Raw genomic sequence first — 21,831 nt, forward strand, 5'->3', positions numbered from 1 at the left:
GATTCCCCTAGATGAGTTTCTTGACGGCTTTGACCGGGCGCTTCTTGGTGACGATGATGTTGGAGTTGACGCCGATCCGCCCGATCTCCCCGAACAGGCGTTGGTATTCCATCTTCGGGCAGCGGTTCATGACGACGGTCAAACCGGCATCCTCCGCCCGCCTTGCGGCCTCGTCGTTGCGGACGCCGAGCTGCATCCACACCACCTTGGCGCCGTGGGCGATGGCCTCGTCGGTGACACCGGCCGCCGCGGTGGGGTTGCGGAAGATGTCCACCATGTCGGCGGGCTCCGGCAAATCCTTCAGGCTGGCGTAGACCGGCTCGCCCAGGATGGTGCCTCCGGCCAGCTTCGGGTTCACCGGAATGATCCGGAAGCCCTTCTCCTTCAGGTACTTCATGACGAAGTAGGAGGCGCGGACGGGATCGTCGCTGGCGCCCACCACGGCGATCGAGCGCACGCGGGCCAGCAGCTCCTTCAGGAAGGCGTCGCTGTAGTGGTCGTGGTCGGGCTTGGGCGTGTCGGTCATCGGCCGCACCAGACGGGGCTGCGCTTGGCAAGGAAGGCGTCGATCCCCTCCGCCGCGTCCCGGGCCAGCATGTTCTCGGTCATCACGCGGGCGGTGTGGGCGTAGGCCTCCTCCACCGGCAGCTCGATCTGCCGGTAAAAGGCCTCCTTGCCGATGGCGAGCGTCAGCGGCGACTTGGCCGCGATTGTGTCGGCGACCCGCCGCACCGTGGAGTCCAGCTCCGCCGCTGGCACCGCGCGGTTGATCAGGCCGATGCGCTCGGCCTCCGCCGCACCCGCCAGCTCGCCGAGAAGCAGCATCTCCATGGCCGCCTTGCGGCCGACGGCGCGGGTCAGCGCCACCATGGGGGTGGAGCAGAACAGCCCGATGTTGACTCCCGGCGTGGCGAAACGCGCGTCGTCGGCGGCGTAGGCGAGATCGCAGGTGGCGACGAGCTGGCAGCCGGCCGCCGTGGCGATGCCGTGCACCCGCGCGATCACCGGCTGGCGCAGGCGCGTGATGGACAGCATCAGCCGCGCGCACTGGGCGAAGAGCGCCTCGTACGCTTCCCGCCGCGGGTCGGCGCGCATCTCCTTCAGGTCATGCCCGGCGCAGAAGGCGGGGCCGGCCCCGGCCAGCACCACCGCCTTGACGGAGGAGTCGCTGTGGATCGAGTCCAGCGCCGCCTGAAGCTCGGTCATCAGCCCGACCGACAGGGCGTTGCGCGCCTGCGGCCGGTTCAGCGTCAGCGTGGAGACGCCGTCCCGATCCTCCCGCAGGACCAGCGGCGCGGCCGGTGCGCGTGCGGCCGATGGTGCGCTCATGGTGTCCTTCCTCCCAACCCTTGTGGCGCCACCTTAGCCGGATCGGTGCGCCGCGGGAACCGTGACGCACCGCATTGGAGCGCAGAGCGGGGAGGGTTTCAACAGGGTATTGGTATTTGCTTTTTCATTAACGTCATCGGCATGTAAAAATGTCGCGGAGCACGGGCGTTCTGCTCCCGTCGCGGCGGTGGTAGATTGTGGTTTCCGGAACGCCGAAACCGAGAGGGGCCATGCCGCTCTACTCCTACCGCTGCAAAGCCTGCGATCACAGCTTCGAGGCGCTGGTCCGCTCCTCCGAAACGCCAGCCTGCGCATCCTGTGGCAGTCAGGACCTGGAGCGGCTGGTGTCGCAGGTCGCGCCGGACGGCAAATCGGCGACGGTGCTGAAGGGCGCGCGGGCGCAGGCCGCCCGTGAAGGGCATTTCAGCAATTACAGCCGCTCCGAACTGAAGCGGCGGTGACGCCGGCGCTCCGCGTCAGCCCGCCTCCGGGTCTCCGGCTGTCAGGTGTTCCCACATGCGCTCGTAGATGCGGCCAGCGTCGGTTGCGCGTTCGGCCGCTTCCTCGGGCGACAGGAGCGCGCCGTCGAGGCCGGTCTTCAGCACCTCCAGCTCGACCCGGGCGGCGTCCTCCAGATACCAACTCAGGACCACCGCCTGGATCAGGTCGCGGCCGGTGATGACCGGGCCGTTGCCGCGCATCACCACGGCGCGCGCGTCGCCGAGCGCCGCCGCCACCCCCTCGGCCCGGTCGGGGCTGCGGATGAGCTGCGGGTCGTCCCACAGCGGCACTTCGGGCGCGAAATAGGCGCCGAAGCCGTGCCGGGGCCGGGGCGTGCGGCGGAGCGTGGAGAGCGCCATCACCTGCGGCGACTGGGTGCGGCAGATGCCGCCGACGTCCGGGCGGCGGGCGTAGATGCGCTGGTGGATGCGCACCTCCCCCAGCACGCCGTCGGGAAGCGGCCCGTCCACCGGCACCACCACGCCCGGATCGCCGGGCCCGATCAGCCCCATGGGCCGGGCGGCGCAGACCAGGAAATGCGCCCGGTCCAGCCGCTGGCTGCAATGTCCGTAGGCGTGGACCAGCCCGCCGCGCGCCAGCGCGCGCGCCGCCGTCCTGACCAGCCGCTGCCGGTCCTCGCTCACCGCGATCATCCCCGATGCCCCCGCTCAGTCGCGGAACTCGGCGATGTCGGGCTTGGAGCCCCACATGCAGAATCCCTCGGGCGTGAAGGGGAACTGCCGCGGGCGGTGCCCGTCCTCGTCGGTGATCCGGCTGACACCGGTGGAGTATTCGTAGATCATGCCGTGCGGCCCCTCGAAGTAGAGGAACATCGCGCCCGAGGTCGGGTGCCGGCCGGGGCCGAAGACGATGCGCACGCCGCGCTCCTTCAGGAAGTACCAGGCGCGCATGATGTCGTCGATGCCGGCCACCTGATGGTTGATGTGCTGGATGCCCGGCTTCTTGGACGGGAACAGCGCGATCTTGTGGTGCACCTCGTCGATGCGCAGCAGCGGCGCGTCGCCGATCCAGTCGCTGACCCGGGCGTTGCAGACGCGCGTCCAGAACGCCTCGTCCCGCACCGGGTCGGTGGAGCACAGCCCGACGTGGCTGAAATCGGTGATGCCGGCGTCGCGCGTGGGGAAGTAGCGCCGACCGCCGTTGTCCTGCGGGCGCCACACCAGCTCGATGCGGTTGCCGGACGGGTCGCGGAAGGTGATGAAGCGCTGGCAGCGCCGCGTGTCGCACGCGTCGTTGCGGCCGTAATCCACGCGGTGGCCGGCGTTGTCCAGCTCCGCCCCCGCGGCCTCCAGCATGTCGGCGGTGCTCACCTCGAAGCCGACGGTGTGGTCGGCCGGGTCGCCTTCGAAGTAGCAGAGCGTGTGGTCGCGGTTGTCGCCGCGCAGGTAGACGCGGTTCCCGTCCCGCCGCGCCTGCTGGAGACCCACGACCTTGGTCGCGAACTCCACGGCGCTGTCGAGGTCGGGGGTGCCCAGATGCACGTAACGGATGTCGTGAAGGTCGATCATGACGTTCTCCCCTGGACCGCGGAGCGGTCATGGATGTGGACCATAACGCGGTCCCTGTGGTCGGTCATGCAGGCGGCGAGCGGAGGGTGGCTCCGTCCCATCAGGGCGGCGAGGCGGCTGCCGTCCGCCCGTGTGACGAAGGGCAGGGGGGCCGCGTCCGCGTCGAAGGTCGTGGTCGTGCCGGGAACGGCGTCGGCCAGGGCGACGGCGAGGTCGCGCGCGGTCACCGTCAGGCCGCCGCTGTGGTAGACGGCGTGCTCCGGCCGGTCGGCCAGCGCCAGCGCCGCCAGCGCGTCGGCCACCCACCCGACGTAGCTGTACAGGAACTCCTGCTCGGGACGGCAGGGTATGTGGCTGCGGCCGGAGTGGACGGCGTCGGCGACGAAACGGTCGGCCCACGCCCCCACCCCGCGCAGCCGGCCGGGTCCGAAGACGAACCCGAGCCGGAGCGACACCGCATCCACCCCCTGTTCGCGGAAACGGGCGAGGGCGGCCTCCGCCATCGCCTTGCTCCAGCCGTAGAGCGAGTTGGGGCGGACGGGCGACTCCTCGTCCACCGCCTCGCCGCCGCGCTGGTCGCCGTGCACGGCGATGGTGCTGGCAAAGACCACCCGGCGCAGCCCCAGCACCCGCGCGACCTCGGCCGCGGTCGCGGCGGCGGCGGGGTTGACGGTGGCGGCGCGGTAGGGGTCCCCCTCCGTCGCGTCGGGCAGCAGGGCGGCAAGCGCCAGGATGGTGTCGGCCCCGCTCGCCCGCACGGCGCGGGCGACGTCGGCGAAGCTGGTGGCGTCGCCGCGCCGGCACGGCACGCCGGGCGGGCCGTCGCCGAGGTCCAGCCCCGTCGCGGTGACACCCTGCGCCGTCAGGCGACGCAGAACCTCCCGCCCGACGAAGCCGCCGGCACCGCTGACGAGAACGGTCGGTGTCATGGCGTCAGACCCCCAGATATTCGTTCTGGATGTCCTCGCGCTGCTTCAGCGTGTCGGCCGAGCCGCAGAAGACGATGCCGCCGTCCGACAGCACGATGGCCTGGTCGGCGAGATCGAGGGCCAGCGCGATGTTCTGCTCCACCAGGATCACCGTCACCCCCTCCCGCCTCAGGCTGCGGATGTTGCCGACGATCACCTCCTCCACCACCATGGGGGCGAGGCCCTCGGTCGGTTCGTCCAGGATCAGGATGTCGGCCTGGGTCAGCAGGGCGCGGCTCATCGCCAGAAGCTGGCGCTCGCCGCCGGAGAGCGCGCTGGCCGAGACGTGGCGGCGCTGGCCGAGCTTGGCGAAGCTGTCGTAGACCCGCTCCAGCGTCCAGCCGTTGGCGGCCGTGGCGCGCGCACCGAACAGGGCGAGGCGCAGGTTGTCCTCCACCGTCAGGTTGCCGAAGATGCCGCGGCCCTGCGGCACGATGCCGATGCCCAGACGCACGATCCGGTGCGTGGGCCAGCCCACCACGTCGCGTCCCTTGATGAGCACGCGCCCCGTAACCGTCGGGCCGAGGTTGAGCAGGCCGTTGACCAGGGTGCTCTTGCCCACCCCGTTGCGGCCGAGCACGCCCAGCACCTCGCCCCGGCGGGCGGTGAAGCCGATGTCCTCCAGGATCCAGGCGCCGTCATAGCCGGCGGCCATGCCCTGCACCTCGATCACATCCTCGGCCGGGGCGGCGGCGGCGTCGGGGCGGCGGGCGGTAGCGGTGGCAGTGGCGGTCATGCGTCAGTGCTCCCGATGCGAGCCGAGATAGGCGGTGCGGACCTCCGGGTTGGCGCGGATTTCCTCCGGCGAACCGACGGCCAGCAGAGCGCCGAGGTTCAGCACGGCGATGCGCTCGCACAGGCTGAACACGACGTCCAGGTCATGGGCGATCAGCACCACGGTGGTGGAGCGGTCGTGCGCGCGGACGAGGTCCATGACGCGCGCCGTCTCCTCCCGCGTCAGGCCGGCGGTGGGCTCGTCCATCAGCAGCAGCCGCGGGCGGAGCGCCAGCGAGACGAGGATGTCCACCATCCGCTGCTCGCCGTGGCTGAGCGCGCCGACGGGCAGCGCCCCCCGCCGCTCCAGCCCGATGGCGCGCAGCAGGCGGCTTCCCTCGGCCAGCGCCTCGGCCGCCCGCTCGGCCGGCCGCCACCACGCGTAGCCGCTGCCCTGCCGGGCACGGGCGGCCATGGCGATGTTCTCCTCGGCGCTCAGCTCCGGGAAGACCATGCTCTTCTGGAAGGTGCGGACGAGGCCGCGGCGCACCCGCTGGTCAGGCTTCAGCCGGGTCACGTCGGCGCCCTCGAAGACCACCCGCCCGACGTCGGGCCGGACGAAGCCGGTGACGATGTTGAACAGCGTGGTCTTGCCGGCCCCGTTCGGCCCGATCAGGCCCAGAAGCTCCCCCTGGAGCACGTCCAGCGTGACGTCGTCCACCGCGGTGTAGGAGCCGAAGGACTTGCGCACGCCGTGCAGGGACAGGCCGGCGCCGGTCGGTTCGATGGAGGTGTGTCCGGTCATCGCACGGTCCCCTTCTTGTCAGTCTCCGCCGTTACGCGCGGCTCGCCCAGGCCGAGCGGTCGCAGGAGCTGGTGCAACTCGCGCCCCAGCCCGCGCGGGACGAACAGCACCGTCGCCACGAAGGCCAGACCGACCACGAGCTGCCAGCGGTCGGTGTAGGAACTGACATGCGTCTGGAAGACGAGGTAGATGGCCGCCCCGATGAAGCCGCCGAACAGGGTGCACACCCCGCCCAGAACCAGCATGATCACCAGCGTGGCGGACATGGTCCAGTGCGCCACCTGCGGCCCGACATAGAGGTTGACGAAGGGATAGAGCGCGCCCGCGGCACCGGCGATGGCCGACGACACCATGAAGACCGACAGCCGGATGCGCGGGATGGAATAGCCCAGCGCCGTCATGCGGATCGGCTGCTCGCGCGTGCCCACCAGTGCCTTGCCGATCGGCGCGTTCACGAAGGACGCCGCCACCAGATACGCACCCACCGCGAGGACGCCGGCGACGTAGTAGAGATCGACGCCGCTGTCGATCGCCATGCCGCCGGGCAGGGTGAGCTGCGGGATGCCGCGGAAGCCATCGGCCCCGCCGGTCACGTCGCGCCAGCGGAAGATCACCTCCCACACCATCTGCGACAGCAGCAGCGTCAGGATCAGCAGGAACAGGTTGGCCGAGCGCATGACCAGCGCCCCCATGACGGCACCCACCAGCGTGGCGGCAACGATGCCCGCGGGGATGGCGAGCAGCAGGTCGGGCGACACATGGGTGGCGAAGAGGGCGGCGGCGTAGGCGCCGACCCCGAACATGGCGGCGTGCCCCAGGGACACCAGCCCGCCATAGCCGATCAGCAGGTCCAGGCTCATCACCGCGACGCCGAGGATCAGGATCTCCGCGACGAGGCGCAGGTGGTGGTCGGGAACACCCGTCAGAGGAAGCACGGCGAGGGCGGCCACCACCACGGACAGGACGAGGGTGGAACGGTTTCCGGCCATGTCAGACCTCCCGCCGGGTGGCGGCGATCAAGCCGTCGGGGCGCCAGATCAGGATGCCGGCCATCACCGCGAGGCTCATCAGGTTGGAGAATTCGGGGCTCAGCATCTTCGCGAAGGTCATGGTGAAGCCCAGCACCAGCGCGCTGACCGCCACACCCGAGAAGGTGCCGAGCCCGCCGACCACCACGACGATGAAGGCGAGGATCAGGATCTCCTCGTCCAGCCCCGGAAAGGCTGCCAGGATGCCCGAGCCGAGCGCGCCGCTGAGCGCGCCCAACCCGCAGGACAGCGCCAGCACCGCGGTGAAGACATGCTTGGTGTTGATGCCCAGCGCCTCGACGATGCGGGTATCGACCACGCAGGCCCGCACCACCGCACCCCAGATCGTGCGGTCGAACAGGAACCACAGCCCGGCCGCCAGCACCACCCCGGATGCCAGCACGAACAGCCGGTAGATCGGGAAGGGCGTGTCCAGGATGAACACGACGCCGCGCAGCAGCTCCGGGATCTGCGGGGTCGCGATGTGCGCCCCGAAGCCCCAGCGCATCAGGTCGGCGAACACCACCGACAGGCCATAGGTCAGCAGCACCTGCATCAGGTGCGTGCGGGCGTAGAAGAGCTGGAAGGGGAAACGGTCCAGGATCAGCCCGGCCGCCGCCCCGCCCAGGAAGGCGGCGGGGAAGGCCAGATACCAGGGCTGTCCCGTGGCCATCCAGAAGACGGCGATGTAGCTGCCCAGCAGGTAGAGCGACCCGTGCGTCAGGTTCACGAAATTCATCAGGCTCATCACCACGGACAGCCCGAGCCCGCTGAGCAGCAGGATGACGGCGAACACCAGCGCGTTCAGCGACTGGATCACATAGTATTCCACGGTGCTCCTCCCCGGACCGGACGACGGGACGGCGTCACGCCGTCGCGCCCGGATCCCGCACGCCGTTGAAGGTGTGGACGACCTCGTTCACCAGCTTGCCGTCGGCACCGACGCGGACCTCGTTGACGTAGATGTTGAGGACCGCCTGGTTGTTCTTGGGATCGAAGGTCATCGGCCCGTAGGGCGTCTCAAGGTCGAGCCCGAGCACGGCGTCGCGCACCTTGTCCTTGTCGGTCAGGTCGCCCTGGACCTTTTCGGCGGCGGCGGCGATCACTTGGCCCGCGACATAGCCCGACGTGCTGAACTCGCCCGGCAGGCGGCCGCGCGCCTGGCGGTAAGCGTCCACGAACAGCTTGTTGGCGGCGACGGGAACGCTCGGCGACTGGTGGAAGGTGTTGATGGCGCCCTTGATGCCGGCACCCACCGCGGGCAGCACATCCTCCTGGTCGAAGGCGGCCCCGGTGCCGACCAGCGGGATGCGCCCGGCGAGCCGGTAGTCCTGGTACTGTTGCAGGAAGCGCACCGCGTCGCTGCCGGCGAAGAAGGTGTAGACGAAATCCGGCTTGGCGGCGGCGATGTCGGTGAGCAGCGGCGCGAAGTCGGTGGTGCCGAGCGGCGTCCAGAGCTGCCGGCCGATCTGCCCGCCGGCCGCCTTGAAGGACGCCACGAAATCGTCGACATACTCGCGCCCGGCGGCGTAGTCGGCGGCGATGGTGATGACGTTCTTCCTGCTGATCTTCTCCGCGGCCCAGGTGCCGGCGGTGCTGCCGAGCATCCAGTTGGTCTTGGTCGGGCGGAAGACGTAGCGGCTGGCCGCCTTGCGGGCGAGGTTGTTGGCCGAGCCGCCGGCGATGAAGGTCAGGGTGTTGGAGGCGGCGACCACGTCGCGGATGGCCAGCGCCACGCCGGAATGGATCACGCCGCAGACGATGTCGACCTTGTCCTGCTCGATCAGCTTGCGGACCTTGCGCACGCCCTCCTCGGGCTTCGCCTGGTCGTCCTCCACCGTCAGCCGGACGGGACGGCCGGCGATGCCGTCCTTGGCCTGCGCGAGGTAGAGCTGCAACCCGGCGCGCATGCTTTCGCCCAGCGAGGCGAAGGGGCCGGACAGCGAGGTCAGCAGCCCGATGCGCAGCTCACCCTTGCCCTGGCCGAGGGCCGGCGCCGCGAAGGGCAGCCCCCCGACGGTCAGCCCGGCGGTTGCGGCGGATGCGGCCAGGAAACGGCGGCGCGTGAAATCACTCAGCGGCATGGGTCCTCCCCCTTCGACTCTGATGTTCGGTTGTCGCGAATGCTAAGCGGGCGAACGATAGCGCGTCAACAAATTTCGATATTTCGATGTCAGAAATCTTGCGAGTGGTTCTCATCTGTCGGAAATTCGCGTTTTTTGAGGGCGACGAAGAACAGCCTTGCGTGATAATATCGAAAATCGTAAATTGCCGGCATCGCAGCACGGGAGGCGGAGCATGGCTGAGCGCAGAGGAGAGAGCGTCGTTGCGCGGACGCTGGCCGATTACGCCTACCAGCGCATCCGCAGCGACATCGTCTCGGGCGCGCTGCCGGCCGGCTCCAAGTTGCGGCTGGAGGCATTGAGCCAGCAATACGACGTGGGCATGAGCCCGCTGCGCGAGGCTCTCGCCCGGCTGGCCGGCGACGCGCTGGTGGTGGTGGAGGGGCAGCGCGGCTTCTGGGTCGCGTCGCTGTCGCTGGCCGACCTCGACGATGTCACGCATGTCCGCGGGCTGATCGAGACGGAGGCCCTGCAACGCTCCATCGAGCGCGGCGGGCCGGACTGGGAGCGCGAGGTGGAGCGCAGCTTCGAGGAGCTGTCGGAGGCGGAGGCGCGGCTCTCCCGCGAGGGGGAGACCGCCGTGCCACTGTGGGAGGACGCCAACCGCCGCTTCCACGAGGCGCTGGTGTCGGCCTGCGATTCGCCGTGGCTGAAGCGGCTGCGGCACCTGCTCTACCAGCAGTCGGAGCGCTACCGCCGCATCTCGCTGATCACCTCGGGCCCCAACCGCTGCGTCCACGAGGAGCACCGCGCCATCCACGACGCCGCCGTCAAGCGCCAGACGCTGAAGGCCTGCCGTCTGACCGAAGAGCATCTGCAACGCACGGCCGTGCAGGTCCGTGCCGCGCTTGAGGCGGCGGAGTCCGCCAGGGGAACCACCGGATGACCGACACCACCACCCGGCCCGACTGGGCCGACCGTCCCTACGACCTGACCGGGACGCGCATCCTGCTGACCGGTGCCGGCGGCGGCATCGGCAGGGCCACGGCGCGGCTCTGCGCCACGTTGGGTGCCGATCTGATGCTGACCGACATCGCCCTGCCGGCGGACCTGCTGGGTGAGCTGGAAGCGGCGGGGAAGCAGGCCGCCTTCCGTCGCGCCGACCTGCGCGACGCCGGGGAGGCCGCGGCGGTCGCGGAATGGGCCGGACCGGTCGATACGCTGGTGCTCAACGCCGGCGCCTATTCCATCGACGGCTGGAACGATCCGGGCTGGGACGCCGCCTTCGATCTGATGATGGACACCAACCTGAAAGCGCCGGTGCAGCTGTTGCGCGGCGTGCTGCCGGGCATGGTCGAGCGCGGGCGGGGCCGGGTGGTCGCCGTCGGCTCGATCGTCGCCTCCACCGGCGGGTCCTTCGAGGGGGTGGGGCCGCAATACGCCCTGTCCAAGGGCGGGCTGCACACGCTGGTCCGCTGGCTCGCCAACAACTTCACGCGCAAGGGCATCCGCGCCAACGGCGTGGCGCCGGGTGTCACCGACACCGCCATGGTCCAGACCCGCCACGACCTCGCCGCACTCGGCGAACGCCACCCGCTGGGCCGACCGGCGCGGCCGGAGGAGATCGCCTGGCCGATCGCGTTCCTGTGCTCGCCCGGGGCCGGCTTCATCTCCGGCAGCATCATCGACGTCAACGGCGGCGCGCATGTGCGCGGCTGACCGCCGGGGGAGGAAACATCCATGCCGCTCGTGACCGTCACCATGATCGAGGGCCGCCCGCCCGAGGCCAAGCGCGCCCTGATCCGCGAGGTGACCGACGCGGTGGAGCGCGCCATCGCCGCACCGCGCCCATCCATCCGCGTGATCATCCAGGAAGTGCCCGCCGCCCATTGGGGCGTGGCGGGCGAGCCGAAGGGCTGAAGCGCGGCGCTCCGCGCGACCACCCGCATTGCCGCCATCGGGACCAGGACATCAGGGAGTAACAGGGACATGGCGCCCGACAGCATCGTCACCGCCGCGGCCACACGCCTCGGCACGCTGAGAAACTTCGTCGACGGCCGCTTCGTGGACGGCGGACGGCCGTTCGACGTGTTCAACCCCGTGGACGGCAGCGTCCACGCCCAGGCGTTGGAAGCCGACGCCGCGACGGTGGACGCCGCCGTGCTGGCCGCCCGCGCCGCCCTGAACGGTCCCTGGGGCCGGATGCCGGTGGCCGAGCGGCGCCGGTTGCTGACCCGCGTCGCCGACCGCATCGACGAGCGCTTCGAGGAGTTCCTGGCGGCGGAGATCGCCGACACCGGCAAGCCGCACCACCTCGCCAGCCACCTCGACATTCCGCGTGGGGCGGCGAACTTCCGGGTCTTCGCCGACGCCATCGCCAACGTGCCCACCGAGTGCTTCGAGATGGACACGCCGGACGGGCGCAAGGCGCTGAACTACGCCCTGCGCAAGCCGCTGGGGGTGGTCGCCATCATCTCCCCCTGGAACCTGCCGCTGCTGCTGATGACGTGGAAGGTGGCGCCCGCACTCGCCTGCGGCAACACGGTGGTGGTGAAGCCGTCGGAGGAGACGCCCTCCACCGCCACGCTGCTCGCCGACGTGATGCGCGAGGTCGGCATCCCCGAGGGCGTGTTCAACCTGGTCCACGGCTTCGGCCCGGACAGCGCGGGCGAGTTCCTGACCCGCCATGCGGGGGTGGACGCCATCACCTTCACCGGCGAGACGCGCACCGGTGCGGCCATCATGAAGGCGGCGGCCGACGGGGTGAAGGGCCTGTCCTTCGAGCTGGGCGGCAAGAACCCCGGCATCGTCTTCGCCGACGCCGATTTCGACGCGGCGGTGGGCGGCATCGCGCACGCCGTCTTCGCCAACACCGGGCAGGTCTGCCTGGCGCCCGAGCGCATCTACGTCGAGCGCCCGATCTTCGACCGCTTCGTCGCCGGGCTGAAGGCCAGGGCGGAGGCGCTGAAGATCGGCCGTCCGCATGACGAGGGCACCAATTTCGGTCCGCTCATCTCCGCCGAGCACCGGCGCAAGGTCCTGGCCTATTACGCGCTGGCGGTGGAGGAGGGGGCGACCGTGGTCACCGGCGGCGGCGTGCCGGAGTTCGGCGACGAGCGCGACGGCGGCTTCTTCGTGCAGCCCACCGTGTGGACCGGCCTGGCCGAAGACGCCCGCTGCGTGAAGGAGGAGATCTTCGGCCCGGTCTGCCACGTCACCCCCTTCGACCGCGAGGAGGAGGCGGTCGCCATGGCGAACGACACCGTCTACGGGTTGGCGAGCACCATCTGGACCACCGACCTGAACCGCGCCCACCGCGTCGCCCGCGCCATGGAGGCGGGCATCACCTGGGTCAACTGCTGGTTCCTGCGCGACCTGCGCACGCCCTTCGGGGGCATGAAGATGTCCGGCATCGGCCGCGAGGGCGGCGTGCACTCGCTGAACTTCTACTCCGAGCCGGTCAACATCTGCATCAAGCTGTGAGCAAGGCCCTCTCCCCACCGGGGAGAGGGTTGCAACGACAATACAGGGAAGGGAACCCATGACGAGCAGCATCGACGGGGCGCTGGTCGAACGGCTGGCCGCCCGTCTGCGCGACGCGGAGGCGGGGCGCATACCCTGTCCGCCGATCCGCGACGAGATTCCGCCGGGCGACGTGGCGACCGCCTACGCCATCCAGCAGGTGAACGCCGAGCACGGCATCCGCGCCGGCCGGCGGGTGGTGGGGCGCAAGATCGGCCTGACCTCCCGCTCGGTGCAGAAGCAACTGGGCGTCGACCAGCCGGATTATGGCGTGCTGTTCGCCGACATGGTGGTGGACGATGGCGAGCCGATCGCCGCAACCCGCGTCCTCCAGCCCAAGGCGGAGGCGGAGGTGGCGCTGGTGCTGGAGCGCGACCTGACCGTCGAGCAGCCGACGGTGGTGGACGTGATCCGCGCCGTCGCCTTCGCCCTGCCGGCCATTGAGGTGGTGGGCAGCCGCATCGCCAACTGGGACATCCGGCTGGTGGACACCATCGCCGACAACGCCTCCTCCGGCCTGATCGTGCTGGGCGGCCCGCCGCGCATCCTCGACGGGCTGGACCTGCGGCTGTGCGGGATGACGCTGGAATGCCGCGGCGAGCCGGTCTCGGTCGGGGCCGGGGCCGCTTGCCTCGGCTCCCCGCTGGTGGCGGCGGCGTGGCTCGCGCGCAAGATGGTGGAGGTCGGCACGCCGCTGCGGGCCGGCGACGTCGTGATGACCGGGGCGCTCGGCCCCATGGTGCCCGTCGCCCCCGGCGACGTGCTGGAAGCGCGCATCTCCGGCCTCGGCTCGGTGCGCGCCGTGTTCGGGAGGGAGGGGGCATGACGGTCGGGGCCGCCATCATCGGATCGGGCAACATCGGCACCGACCTGATGATCAAGATCATGCGCCGGTCGACGGCGCTGCGCATGGTCGCCATGGCCGGTGTGGACCCGGCGTCGGACGGGCTGGCGCGGGCCGCGCGGATGGGGGTGGCGACCACCGCCGGCGGCATCGACGGGCTGGTCGCCCTGCCGGAGTTCGCCGACGTCGGGGTGGTGTTCGACGCCACGTCGGCCGGTGCCCACCGGCATCATGCGGATGTGCTGGGCCAACTGGGCCGCACCGTCATCGACCTGACACCAGCCGCGGTCGGACCCTATGTGGTGCCGATAGTCAATCTGGACCGGCATCTCGACGCGCCGAACCTGAACATGGTCACCTGCGGCGGGCAGGCGACGATCCCCATGGTGGCCGCCGTGGCCCGCGTGGCGACGGTCCATTACGCGGAGATCGTCGCCTCCATCGCGTCGAAGTCCGCCGGTCCCGGCACCCGCGCCAACATCGACGAGTTCACCGAGACCACCAGCCGCGCCATCGAGAGCGTCGGCGGCGCCGGGCGCGGCAAGGCGGTGATCATCCTGAACCCGGCCGAGCCGCCGCTGATCATGCGCGACACCGTGTTCTGCCTGAGCGAGGACGCCGACACCGCCGCCGTGTCCGCCTCGGTCGAGGCGATGGTGGCGGAGGTGCAGCGCTACGTTCCCGGCTACCGGCTGAAGCAGGCCGTGCAGTTCGAGCGCATCGGCGGCAACGCCCCGCTGCGCATCCCCGGCTACGGGGAGTTCACCGGGCTGAAGTCCACCATCTTCCTGGAGGTGGAGGGCGCCGGCCATTACCTGCCGGCCTACGCCGGCAACCTCGACATCATGACGTCCGCCGCGCTGGCCGCGGCCGAACGGCTGGTGGAAAAGCGCCTGGGGAGGGCCGCGTGATGACGGCGAACCGCAAGCTCTACATCCAGGACGTCACGCTGCGCGACGGCATGCACGCCATCCGCCACCGCTATGGCCTGGAGCAGGTGGTCGCCATCGCCCGCGCCCTGGACGAGGCGCGGGTGGACAGCCTGGAGATCTCGCACGGCGACGGGCTGTCGGGATCCAGCTTCATCTACGGCTTCGGCGCCCACACCGACCTGCAATGGATCGAGGCGGTGGCGGGCGCGGTGACGCACGCCAAGGTCGCCACCCTGCTGATCCCCGGCATCGGCACCGTGCACGACCTGGAGGAGGCGTACGCAGCCGGCGCCCGTTCCGTACGCGTCGCCACCCACTGCTCGGAGGCGGACGTCGCCAAGCAGCACATCGGACACGCGCGCAAGCTGGGCATGGACGTCGCCGGCTTCCTGATGATGGCGCACATGCTGCCGCCGGCCGAGCTGGCGCGGCAGGCCAAGCTGATGGAAAGCTACGGGGCGCACTGCGTGTACGTCACCGATTCCGCCGGCGCCCTGCTGATGGACGACGTGGCCGACCGCTTCAAGGCTTTCGCCGACGTGCTCGACCCGGCGACGGAGACGGGCATGCACGCGCATCACAACCTCTCCCTGGGCGTGGCGAACTCCATCGTCGCCGTCCGGCACGGGGCGACGCGCATCGACGCCTCGCTGGCCGGCATGGGGGCGGGGGCGGGGAACGCGCCGCTGGAGGTGTTCATCGCCGCCGCCGACCGGCTGGGCTTCGATCATGGCTGTGACCTCTTCAAGCTCATGGACGCCGCCGACGACCTCGTCCGCCCCTTGCAGGACCGCCCCGTGCGCGTCGATCGGGAAAGCCTGTCGCTCGGTTATTCCGGCGTCTATTCCAGCTTCCTGCGGCATGCGGAGGCGGCGTCGAAGACCTACGGCATCGACACCCGCGAGATCCTTGTAGAGCTGGGCCGCCGCCGCATGGTCGGCGGGCAGGAGGACATGATCGTGGACGTGGCGCTCGACCTCGTCCGCGCACGGGAAGGAGCGTCCGCATGACCGATATCGCCGGGTACGCCCGCATCGTGGACGAGGCCGCGGCCCGCGCCACCGCCATCCCGCAGCTCACCCGCGAGGGCGATTTCACGTTGGAGGACGCGTACGCCATCCAGCGCGCCAGCGTCGCCCGCCGGGTGGAGCGGGGCGAGCGCGTCGTCGGGCTGAAGATGGGCTTCACCAGCCGGTCCAAGGCGGCGCAGATGGGCGTTTTCGACCTGATCCACGGGCGCCTGACCGACGCCATGGTGATCGAGGACGGTGGCATCGTGGACCTCGCCCGTTACGTCCACCCGCGGGTGGAACCGGAACTGGCCGTGCGTCTCGCCCGCCCGCTGAAAGGCCGCGTCGGCATCGCCGAGGCCTGGGCGGCGGTGGAGGCGGTGGCCCCGGCGCTGGAGATCATCGACAGCCGCTACGAGGCGTTCAAGTTCAGCCTCGTGGACGTCGTGGCCGACAACTCCTCCTCCTCGGGGTTCGTCGTGGGTGCGTGGCAGACGCCGCCGGCCGACCCATCCAACCTCGGCATCGTCATGACCTTCGACGGGCTGCCGGTGCAGGTGGGCTCGACCGCTGCGGTGCTCGGCAACCCCGTGCGGGCGCTGGCCGCCGCCGCCCGCATGCTGGCCGACGCCGGCGAGGGGCTGGAGGCCGGCTCCATCGTGCTGACCGGGGCCGCCACCCCCGCGGAGGCCCTGCGTCCGGGCGTATCCGTGCGCGCCGAGATGGAGGCACTGGGCATGGTGGGCTTCACCGTGGCACCACGCGGCTGACATCGGAACGGCGCCGGCACACGATCGCGGCCGGCGCCGCGCCAGGGTGGCGGCGCAGAGATCGGGCACACGCTTTTCCCTCATTCCTGCTATCGTTCATAAGGCGGATCGTTCTGTTAGCGTATTTTCTCGCTTCAAATATCATATATCATGTGTCATTGTCCCGTGGTGCCGCCGTTGGCGGCTGCCTTTCACCACGGTAAGCCATGTCCGCCCTGACACCGGTGCGGGAGATCGACGGGCGCACCCGGATCGTTCCCTTGCTCGCGCACCCCTCCCACCATCTCCGGACCCCCGCCGCCTTCAACCGCCGCTGCGCGGCGCTCGGCGTGAACGCCGTGTGCATCCCCTGGCAGGTGGAACCGCGCCACCTCGCCGAAACCGTGGGTGCCTTGCGCCACGGTGACAGCATCGCGGGGCTGATCGTCACCGTCCCGCACAAGGCGGCGGTCGCGGAGCTGTGCGACGAGCTGACCGGAGATGCCCGGCATCTGCGGGTAGCGAACGTCGTCCGCCGCGGTGCCGACGGCCGTCTGGTCGGGGCCATGTTCGACGGGGTCGGCTACGTCGCCGGGTTGCGCCACCGCGGCATCGAGCCGGCGGGGCGCCGGGTTCTGCTGGTCGGTGCGGGTGGGGCGGCGACCGCCATCGCCGGCGCCCTGGCGGGGGCCGGGGTGGCCGAACTCGCCATCGCCAACCGCAGCGCCGCGAAGGCCGAGCGGGTGGTGGATCTGCTGCGCGACGCTTATCCGTCGGTGGCACTGCGGGTGGCGCCGCCCGACCCTGCCGGGTTCGATCTGGTGGTCAACGCGACCTCGCTGGGGATGCAGCCGACGGACGCCTTGCCCGTCGATCCCGCGCGCATCGACGTGGGTGCGGTCGTGGCCGAGGTGGTGATGCAGCCGGCGGTCACGCCGCTGCTGGTGGCGGCCCAGGCCCGCGGCCTCGCCATCCACGAGGGCGAGCACATGCTGACGGCGCAACTCGGACTGCTCGCCGGTTTCCTGTTCGCGGGCGCCGCCGGGGAAGCCGTGGCGGCCTGACCGGAACACGGCGCCGTCGTCGGCACACATCAAAGACAGTGGGAGGACAGCATGGATACGATCAACCGGCCCGTCGTCGGCGAGACCGCCGAGGAGGCGCGTCAGGCCTACCGTCATCCGCAGCCGGCGGAATCGCCGCCGGATCTCGTGATCCCGATGGCGGTGCCGGAGGACGAGCGGCTGTGGGTTCCGCAGCAACCCAACGTCTGGCTGCGTCCGCTCTGCCTGTCGGCGACCCGCGGCTACTGGGTCAATCTGCTGCGCGTGCGCAAGTCGGGCGTGCTGTCGCGCCACCGCCACCCACAGCCCGTCCACGCCTATGTCATCAAGGGCCGCTGGCGCTACCTGGAGCACGACTGGGAAGCGGTCGCCGGCGCCTATGTGTACGAGCCGCCGGGCCAGACCCACACGTTGGTGGTGGACGAGGGGGTGGAGGAGATGATCACCCTGTTCCAGGTGAACGGCGCGATGATCTACGTCGATCCGGACGGCCGCACCATGGGCTACGAGGACGTGTTCACGAAGATCGACATGTGCCGGCGCCACTACAGCGCGATCGGGCTCGGCGAAGGCTTCGTCGACCAGTTCATCCGGTAGGTCGCCATGCAGCAACTGGGGCAGGTCGGTCACGAGAACCTGTCGGCGCAGGTGTACCGCCGGCTGCGCACCGCGCTGCTCGACGGCCAGTTGGAGCCCGGCGAGCGGCTGCGCATCGCTGAGCTCGCCAAGTCGCTCGGCACCAGCATCACCCCGGTGCGCGAGGCGATCTTCCGGCTGGTCAGCGAGCAGGCGCTGGAGATCAAGGCGTCGACGGCGGTCTATGTGCCGATCATGGACGCCGCCCAGATCGACGAGATACTCACCATGCGCATCCTTCTCGAAGGAGCGGCGGCCGAACGGGCCGCCACGCGCATCTCGCCCGCGGGCATCGAGGAACTGGCGCGCATCCAGGAGGAGTTCATCGCGTCCTACACGGAGGACCCCTACCGCACCAGCCTCAAGAACCGCGAGTTCCATTTCGCCCTGATGCGGGCCGCGGAGATGCCGCTGTTGCAGGCGACGGTGGAGAGCTTCTGGGTGAAGATGGGCGGGATCATCCGCATCTTCCTGACCCGCGTGCCCAAGGTGGACCTGTCCCGCCACGGCCACGGTCATTTCGACGTGCTGGACGGCCTGCGCCGCCGCGACGGACAGGCGACGCGCGAGGCCATCCAGAGGGACCTCGCCGGGGCGAGGATCATGGTCGATCTGGTGCGGGAGTGGGAGGCGGAACGGGCCGGGCGCACGGCGGCACGTGCCTGACGGGTGCGCACAACAAGAAAGCGGGAGGAAACCATGACGGGTGCCTTGCTGGACCTGCGGCTCGCCCTGCTGCGCGGGGAGACGCCGTGCCCCCTCGACCTTACGGACATCGGCCGGCCGCACCGGCTGCGGCTCCAACTGCAGACCAAGTCCGCGCTGTCCGACCGGCTGGCCGTGAACCTGCTGGGCTTCATCGCCTCGGGGCGGCTCGGGCCGGGGGCGCGCCTGCCGCCCGAGCGGCGTATCGCCGACGCCATCCAGGCGAGCCGGGTCAGCGTCCGCGCGGCGCTCGACCGGCTGAAGGGCAACGGCTATCTGGAGGCGGTGCAGGGCTCGGGAACACGGGTGGTGCCGAGCGTGGAGACCCTCTCCGACCTGCGCGCGGCCAACCGGGAGAATCTGGCCGACCTCGCCGAATTCCGGGAGTTCCTGGACGGCTGGCTGGTCACCCGCGCGCTGGAAACGGCGTCGGACGACCGGCTTGCCGACATCGTCGGCGCGGTCGCCATGGCCTCCACCACCTCGGCCGCCGGCTTCGCCCGCGACGAGACGCTGCTGCGCCTGCTGCTGGCGGACACCGCGCGCAGCCCGGTGCTGCAGGCGCTGGTGCACCACCTCGCGCGCAGCCTCGGCAGCCATTTCACCGCGGTCTTCGAGCTGTGCGGCCGTCCCGACGACGGTGCGGCGCTGCGGCGGGCCAACCGGGAACTTGCGGAGGCGCTGGCGGCGCGCGACGCGGGGGCGGCGATCCGCATCCTGAACGCACGGCTGGCCGGCGGGGCCGAAGCGGCGGATGCCGCCTTTCCGCCGGCGGTCAGCGAGGACGACCTCCTGAACGACCTCGCCAGTGTCCAGCCGCACCCCGAGCATCTCCGCGACCGGCTGGCGCGCGAGATCGCGGCATTGGTGGGCAGCGGTGAGCTCAAGGATGGCGACCGGCTGCTCAGCGAGCGCCGCCTGGCCGACCTGTTCGGGGTCAGCCGCGTGTCGGTGCGCGACGCGCTGGCCGCGCTGAAGGACCGCGGCCTGATCACCGCCGACGAGCGCAACGGCACCCGTGCCCGGGCGGAGGGGGAGGGGGCCGGCCTTGCCGAACGGCTGGGCGCGCTGGCCGCGGAGAGCCTGACCAACTTCCGCGACCTCTGCGAGATCCGTCACTATCTGGAAGGCTGGGCGGCGCGGCGGGCGGCTCTGCGCGGATCGCCGGGCGACCGTGCCGACCTGCGCTGCATCCTGGCGGAGATGCGGCGCCCGATCGCCGACCCGCGGCGCAAGATCGAGCTGGACCTGCGCCTTCACCTCACCATCGCCCGCGCCGCCGGCAGCGCCGTGCACCTCTACGTCACCGAGGTGCTGCGGCAGGCGGTGAAGGCCTATTTCGACTATTCGCTGAGCAACCCCGCCATCGCCGGCGGGCGCGACGCGCTTCTGCTGGACCAGCACGCCGACATCGTCGACGGCATCATGGCCCGCGACGCCGCCGCGGCGGAACGGGCCATGCGCGCCCACTGCCAGGGCTTCCGCGACCGCTACCAGGCGGTGAGCGGCCGCTGAGCCTGGAGGTTACCGGCCTCGGAACACCGGCTTGCGCTTGTCGCGGAAGGCGGTGACCGCCTCCTGGTGGTCGGCGGTGCGGTTCGACTGCGCCTCGTAAGAGACGCTGGCGTCCATGATCGCGTGGACGATGCGCTTCAGCTCCAGGTTGGTGACCGTCTTCGACCAACGGATCGCCTTGGTGGCGCCGTTCAGCAGCTTGGACGTGAAGGCATCCACCGCCGCGTCCAGCTCCGCCGCCGGCACCGCGTGGTTGATCAGCCCGATCTCCGCCGCCTTGCGGGCCGGCAAAAGCTCGCCGGTCATCAGGTATTCCTTGGCGCGGTGGAAGCCGATGAGCTGGGGCCAGATGGCCGGCCCGCCGTCCCCGGCGACGAAGCCGATGGACACGTGCGGGTCGCCGATCTTGGCGTCCTCCGACGCGAACACCACGTCGCAGAACAGGGCCAGCGTCGCCCCCAGCCCGGTGGCGTGGCCGTTCACCTTGGCGATCAGCGGCTTTTCGAGGTCGAGCATGGAGAAGACGATGCGCTTCGCCTCCCGCGCCGTCTGCTCGAACATTTCCGGCGTGTCGATGGCGTCTTGCATCCAGGGGATGTCGCCGCCGGCCGAGAAGGCGCGGCCGGCGCCGGTCAGCACGATCACGTCGCTGTCGGGGTCCGACGCCACGTCGTAGAAGACATGCGCCAGCTCCTCGTGCAGCAGGGCGTCGGCCGCGTTCAGCGACGCCGGGCGGTTCATCACGATGGTCAGAAGCCGGCCGGACCGTTCGATCCGCAGGGTCTCGTACCGCTCTTCCAGGGGAAAGCTGCGCATTCCGGGGCTCCAGTGTGGACGACGGGCGGTCAGCCCGCGGCGAGGTGGTGAAGGTGGTGGTCGGCGGTGCCGAACAGGGCGGCGGCGGTCTGGAGCCGCTTGAAGACGTGGCCGATCGGGTATTCCTCGGCCATACCCATGCCGCCAGTGACCTGGATGCAGCGCGACACCGCGGCGAGGCCCTGGCGACCCAGGAAGATCTTGGCGGCGGCGGCGGCGCGGCGGCGCTCCACCGGATCGCCGTCGAGCGCCGCACCCAGCCACAGCAGCAGGGAGGCGAGCCCCTCCATCTCGCAGTAGCTGTCGGCCATCAGGTGCTGCACCGCCTGGAAGGAGGCGAGCGGCTGGCCGAACTGGCGGCGCTCGCGCAGATAGACGGTGGTGCGGTCGATGCCCGCCGCCAGCGCGCCCAGCGCGTCGGCGACGGTGCCGGCGATGGCGAGATCGGCCGCCTCCGCCGCCAACCGGGCGGCGGCGTCGCCGGTGGCGACCAGCGCCTCGTCCGGAACCGGCACGCCATCGAACCGCAGGACCGACGCCGCGCGCCCGTCGATCAGCCGCAACTCCTGCCGCAAGGCGGGGGTCGCGGCGGCGTCCAGGCACGACAGGGCGCCGTCGGCCACGACCAGCCAGTGGGTCGCCTCGGCGGCGCCGACGGCCAGCGCGCTGGTGCCGTCGAGCCTCCCCGCCGCAACGCGCAGCGGCGCACCGCGGTCGGAGCCGGTGACCAGGGCGAAGCGGACATCCCCCGCCGCGGCCCCGTCCAGCAGGGATGCGAGCGCCGGGCTGTCCGACCCGGCGGCGAGCCGCGGGGCAATCAGCAGCGTGGTCATGACGGGAGCGTCGAGCATGACACGCCCGGCCTCCTGAAGGATCAGCAGGCAGCGGTGCGCGTCGGCGCCGAGCCCGCCCAGCTCCTCCGGCACGGCCATGGCGAACCAGCCGAGCTCGGCCAGCTCGCGCCACGTCGCGGCGGGGTCGCCGGCCGCGCGGCGGGCGGCGGGCTCCTTCCAGGGATGCCGCTCCTCCAGAAAGCGCCGCGCGCTGTCGCGCAGCAGCCGGTCCTCCGCGAGCGTCTCGTCGGAACGTCGCATGGTTCTT

Annotated in this window: 25 protein-coding genes; 13 read left to right on the forward strand and 12 right to left on the reverse strand. The window is 70.8% G+C overall.

Annotated elements, in window-relative coordinates; genetic code table 11:
* Positions 1-7: 7 nt before the first annotated feature.
* Entirely contained in the window at positions 8-526 is a 519-nt protein-coding gene (locus HL658_RS01865) for a CoA-binding protein (RefSeq protein ID WP_180280184.1), read from the reverse strand.
* The gene (locus HL658_RS01870) at positions 523-1,329 is read right to left on the reverse strand and encodes an enoyl-CoA hydratase (protein WP_180280185.1); all 807 of its coding nucleotides are present in this window, start codon (positions 1,327-1,329) and stop codon (positions 523-525) included. Before HL658_RS01870 ends, HL658_RS01865 begins: the two co-directional genes overlap by 4 nt.
* 230 nt (positions 1,330-1,559) lie before the next feature.
* Here HL658_RS01870 and HL658_RS01875 point away from each other — a divergent pair, with 230 nt between their 5' ends.
* The gene (locus HL658_RS01875) at positions 1,560-1,790 is read left to right on the forward strand and encodes an FmdB family zinc ribbon protein (protein ID WP_180280186.1); all 231 of its coding nucleotides are present in this window, start codon (positions 1,560-1,562) and stop codon (positions 1,788-1,790) included.
* Between the two features lie 15 nt (positions 1,791-1,805).
* Here HL658_RS01875 and HL658_RS01880 read toward each other — a convergent pair whose 3' ends face one another.
* The 8 genes from HL658_RS01880 to HL658_RS01915 are packed head-to-tail and all read right to left on the reverse strand — an operon-like array spanning position 1,806 to position 8,958.
* Complete coding sequence (locus HL658_RS01880) at positions 1,806-2,483, reverse strand: class II aldolase/adducin family protein (RefSeq protein WP_180280187.1); 678 nt, start codon at positions 2,481-2,483, stop codon at positions 1,806-1,808.
* 15 nt (positions 2,484-2,498) lie between these two features.
* Positions 2,499-3,359 carry a VOC family protein gene (locus tag HL658_RS01885; protein WP_180280188.1) on the reverse strand — a complete coding sequence of 287 codons (861 nt, stop codon included), beginning with the start codon at positions 3,357-3,359 and terminating at the stop codon, positions 2,499-2,501.
* On the reverse strand, positions 3,356-4,288 hold the full coding sequence (locus tag HL658_RS01890; protein WP_180280189.1) for an NAD-dependent epimerase/dehydratase family protein: 933 nt from the start codon (positions 4,286-4,288) through the stop codon (positions 3,356-3,358). Before HL658_RS01890 ends, HL658_RS01885 begins: the two co-directional genes overlap by 4 nt.
* A 4-nt stretch (positions 4,289-4,292) precedes the next feature.
* Positions 4,293-5,063, reverse strand: a complete 771-nt coding sequence (locus HL658_RS01895) for an ABC transporter ATP-binding protein (RefSeq protein WP_180280190.1) — start codon at positions 5,061-5,063, stop codon at positions 4,293-4,295.
* A 3-nt stretch (positions 5,064-5,066) separates the two neighbouring features.
* Positions 5,067-5,846: an ABC transporter ATP-binding protein gene (locus HL658_RS01900; RefSeq protein ID WP_180280191.1), complete on the reverse strand. Its 780-nt coding sequence runs from the start codon at positions 5,844-5,846 to the stop codon at positions 5,067-5,069.
* Positions 5,843-6,835 (reverse strand): branched-chain amino acid ABC transporter permease, encoded by a 993-nt coding sequence (locus tag HL658_RS01905; protein WP_180280192.1) that lies wholly within the window; start codon positions 6,833-6,835, stop codon positions 5,843-5,845. Before HL658_RS01905 ends, HL658_RS01900 begins: the two co-directional genes overlap by 4 nt.
* A gap of 1 nt (position 6,836) precedes the next feature.
* Positions 6,837-7,706, reverse strand: coding sequence for a branched-chain amino acid ABC transporter permease (locus HL658_RS01910; RefSeq protein WP_180280193.1), 870 nt, complete (start codon positions 7,704-7,706; stop codon positions 6,837-6,839).
* A 34-nt stretch (positions 7,707-7,740) separates the two neighbouring features.
* Positions 7,741-8,958, reverse strand: coding sequence for an ABC transporter substrate-binding protein (locus HL658_RS01915; protein ID WP_180280194.1), 1,218 nt, complete (start codon positions 8,956-8,958; stop codon positions 7,741-7,743).
* 214 nt (positions 8,959-9,172) lie between these two features.
* Between HL658_RS01915 and HL658_RS01920 the strand changes: the two genes are divergently transcribed.
* The 12 genes from HL658_RS01920 (at position 9,173) to HL658_RS01975 (ending at position 19,914) form a co-directional block, all read left to right on the forward strand.
* Entirely contained in the window at positions 9,173-9,883 is a 711-nt protein-coding gene (locus HL658_RS01920) for a GntR family transcriptional regulator (protein WP_180280195.1), read from the forward strand.
* Positions 9,880-10,656 carry an SDR family NAD(P)-dependent oxidoreductase gene (locus HL658_RS01925; protein ID WP_180280196.1) on the forward strand — a complete coding sequence of 259 codons (777 nt, stop codon included), beginning with the start codon at positions 9,880-9,882 and terminating at the stop codon, positions 10,654-10,656. The genes HL658_RS01920 and HL658_RS01925 overlap by 4 nt, the downstream gene beginning before the upstream one ends.
* Positions 10,657-10,677: 21 nt before the next feature.
* On the forward strand, positions 10,678-10,857 hold the full coding sequence (locus HL658_RS01930; RefSeq protein WP_180280197.1) for a 2-hydroxymuconate tautomerase: 180 nt from the start codon (positions 10,678-10,680) through the stop codon (positions 10,855-10,857).
* 69 nt (positions 10,858-10,926) lie between these two features.
* A complete protein-coding gene (locus HL658_RS01935) occupies positions 10,927-12,420 on the forward strand; it encodes a 2-hydroxymuconic semialdehyde dehydrogenase (RefSeq protein ID WP_180280198.1) in 1,494 nt (497 codons plus the stop codon).
* Between the two features lie 58 nt (positions 12,421-12,478).
* Positions 12,479-13,285: a 2-keto-4-pentenoate hydratase gene (gene mhpD / locus HL658_RS01940; RefSeq protein ID WP_180280199.1), complete on the forward strand. Its 807-nt coding sequence runs from the start codon at positions 12,479-12,481 to the stop codon at positions 13,283-13,285.
* Complete coding sequence (locus HL658_RS01945) at positions 13,282-14,214, forward strand: acetaldehyde dehydrogenase (acetylating) (RefSeq protein WP_180280200.1); 933 nt, start codon at positions 13,282-13,284, stop codon at positions 14,212-14,214. The genes mhpD and HL658_RS01945 overlap by 4 nt, the downstream gene beginning before the upstream one ends.
* Complete coding sequence (gene dmpG / locus HL658_RS01950; RefSeq protein WP_180280201.1) at positions 14,214-15,245, forward strand: 4-hydroxy-2-oxovalerate aldolase; 1,032 nt, start codon at positions 14,214-14,216, stop codon at positions 15,243-15,245. The genes HL658_RS01945 and dmpG overlap by 1 nt, the downstream gene beginning before the upstream one ends.
* Positions 15,242-16,015 (forward strand): 2-keto-4-pentenoate hydratase, encoded by a 774-nt coding sequence (locus tag HL658_RS01955; protein ID WP_180280202.1) that lies wholly within the window; start codon positions 15,242-15,244, stop codon positions 16,013-16,015. The genes dmpG and HL658_RS01955 overlap by 4 nt, the downstream gene beginning before the upstream one ends.
* A 206-nt stretch (positions 16,016-16,221) precedes the next feature.
* Positions 16,222-17,058, forward strand: a complete 837-nt coding sequence (locus tag HL658_RS01960) for a shikimate dehydrogenase family protein (RefSeq protein WP_180280203.1) — start codon at positions 16,222-16,224, stop codon at positions 17,056-17,058.
* Positions 17,059-17,109: 51 nt separating this feature from the next.
* Positions 17,110-17,655 (forward strand): 2,4'-dihydroxyacetophenone dioxygenase family protein, encoded by a 546-nt coding sequence (locus tag HL658_RS01965; RefSeq protein WP_180280204.1) that lies wholly within the window; start codon positions 17,110-17,112, stop codon positions 17,653-17,655.
* A gap of 6 nt (positions 17,656-17,661) precedes the next feature.
* The gene (locus HL658_RS01970) at positions 17,662-18,360 is read left to right on the forward strand and encodes a GntR family transcriptional regulator (protein WP_180280205.1); all 699 of its coding nucleotides are present in this window, start codon (positions 17,662-17,664) and stop codon (positions 18,358-18,360) included.
* 33 nt (positions 18,361-18,393) lie between these two features.
* A complete protein-coding gene (locus tag HL658_RS01975; protein ID WP_180280206.1) occupies positions 18,394-19,914 on the forward strand; it encodes a FadR/GntR family transcriptional regulator in 1,521 nt (506 codons plus the stop codon).
* Between the two features lie 9 nt (positions 19,915-19,923).
* On the opposite strand, the gene HL658_RS01980 is transcribed toward HL658_RS01975, so the two are convergent.
* Positions 19,924-20,730 carry an enoyl-CoA hydratase/isomerase family protein gene (locus HL658_RS01980; protein ID WP_180280207.1) on the reverse strand — a complete coding sequence of 269 codons (807 nt, stop codon included), beginning with the start codon at positions 20,728-20,730 and terminating at the stop codon, positions 19,924-19,926.
* Positions 20,731-20,759: 29 nt separating this feature from the next.
* Entirely contained in the window at positions 20,760-21,824 is a 1,065-nt protein-coding gene (locus tag HL658_RS01985) for an acyl-CoA dehydrogenase family protein (RefSeq protein ID WP_180280208.1), read from the reverse strand.
* Between the last annotated feature and the right edge of the window lie 7 nt (positions 21,825-21,831).

This window comes from Azospirillum oleiclasticum (assembly GCF_013423485.1).
Taxonomy (GTDB): Bacteria; Pseudomonadota; Alphaproteobacteria; order Azospirillales; family Azospirillaceae; genus Azospirillum; species Azospirillum oleiclasticum.

Bases quoted from the DNA above. Each gene is read 5' to 3' on its own strand.
- HL658_RS01890 (WP_180280189.1), bottom strand. From the start codon at position 4,288: ATGACACCGACCGTTCTCGTCAGCGGTGCCGGCGGCTTCGTCGGGCGG.
- HL658_RS01985 (WP_180280208.1), bottom strand. From the start codon at position 21,824: ATGCGACGTTCCGACGAGACGCTCGCGGAGGACCGGCTGCTGCGCGAC.
- HL658_RS01920 (WP_180280195.1), top strand. From the start codon at position 9,173: ATGGCTGAGCGCAGAGGAGAGAGCGTCGTTGCGCGGACGCTGGCCGAT.
- HL658_RS01960 (WP_180280203.1), top strand. From the start codon at position 16,222: ATGTCCGCCCTGACACCGGTGCGGGAGATCGACGGGCGCACCCGGATC.
- HL658_RS01970 (WP_180280205.1), top strand. From the start codon at position 17,662: ATGCAGCAACTGGGGCAGGTCGGTCACGAGAACCTGTCGGCGCAGGTG.
- HL658_RS01945 (WP_180280200.1), top strand. From the start codon at position 13,282: ATGACGGTCGGGGCCGCCATCATCGGATCGGGCAACATCGGCACCGAC.
- HL658_RS01905 (WP_180280192.1), bottom strand. From the start codon at position 6,835: ATGGCCGGAAACCGTTCCACCCTCGTCCTGTCCGTGGTGGTGGCCGCC.
- HL658_RS01895 (WP_180280190.1), bottom strand. From the start codon at position 5,063: ATGACCGCCACTGCCACCGCTACCGCCCGCCGCCCCGACGCCGCCGCC.
- HL658_RS01925 (WP_180280196.1), top strand. From the start codon at position 9,880: ATGACCGACACCACCACCCGGCCCGACTGGGCCGACCGTCCCTACGAC.
- HL658_RS01935 (WP_180280198.1), top strand. From the start codon at position 10,927: ATGGCGCCCGACAGCATCGTCACCGCCGCGGCCACACGCCTCGGCACG.
- HL658_RS01975 (WP_180280206.1), top strand. From the start codon at position 18,394: ATGACGGGTGCCTTGCTGGACCTGCGGCTCGCCCTGCTGCGCGGGGAG.
- HL658_RS01885 (WP_180280188.1), bottom strand. From the start codon at position 3,359: ATGATCGACCTTCACGACATCCGTTACGTGCATCTGGGCACCCCCGAC.
- HL658_RS01930 (WP_180280197.1), top strand. From the start codon at position 10,678: ATGCCGCTCGTGACCGTCACCATGATCGAGGGCCGCCCGCCCGAGGCC.
- HL658_RS01865 (WP_180280184.1), bottom strand. From the start codon at position 526: ATGACCGACACGCCCAAGCCCGACCACGACCACTACAGCGACGCCTTC.
- HL658_RS01965 (WP_180280204.1), top strand. From the start codon at position 17,110: ATGGATACGATCAACCGGCCCGTCGTCGGCGAGACCGCCGAGGAGGCG.
- HL658_RS01980 (WP_180280207.1), bottom strand. From the start codon at position 20,730: ATGCGCAGCTTTCCCCTGGAAGAGCGGTACGAGACCCTGCGGATCGAA.
- HL658_RS01870 (WP_180280185.1), bottom strand. From the start codon at position 1,329: ATGAGCGCACCATCGGCCGCACGCGCACCGGCCGCGCCGCTGGTCCTG.
- HL658_RS01880 (WP_180280187.1), bottom strand. From the start codon at position 2,483: ATGATCGCGGTGAGCGAGGACCGGCAGCGGCTGGTCAGGACGGCGGCG.
- mhpD (WP_180280199.1), top strand. From the start codon at position 12,479: ATGACGAGCAGCATCGACGGGGCGCTGGTCGAACGGCTGGCCGCCCGT.
- HL658_RS01875 (WP_180280186.1), top strand. From the start codon at position 1,560: ATGCCGCTCTACTCCTACCGCTGCAAAGCCTGCGATCACAGCTTCGAG.
- HL658_RS01900 (WP_180280191.1), bottom strand. From the start codon at position 5,846: ATGACCGGACACACCTCCATCGAACCGACCGGCGCCGGCCTGTCCCTG.
- dmpG (WP_180280201.1), top strand. From the start codon at position 14,214: ATGACGGCGAACCGCAAGCTCTACATCCAGGACGTCACGCTGCGCGAC.
- HL658_RS01915 (WP_180280194.1), bottom strand. From the start codon at position 8,958: ATGCCGCTGAGTGATTTCACGCGCCGCCGTTTCCTGGCCGCATCCGCC.
- HL658_RS01955 (WP_180280202.1), top strand. From the start codon at position 15,242: ATGACCGATATCGCCGGGTACGCCCGCATCGTGGACGAGGCCGCGGCC.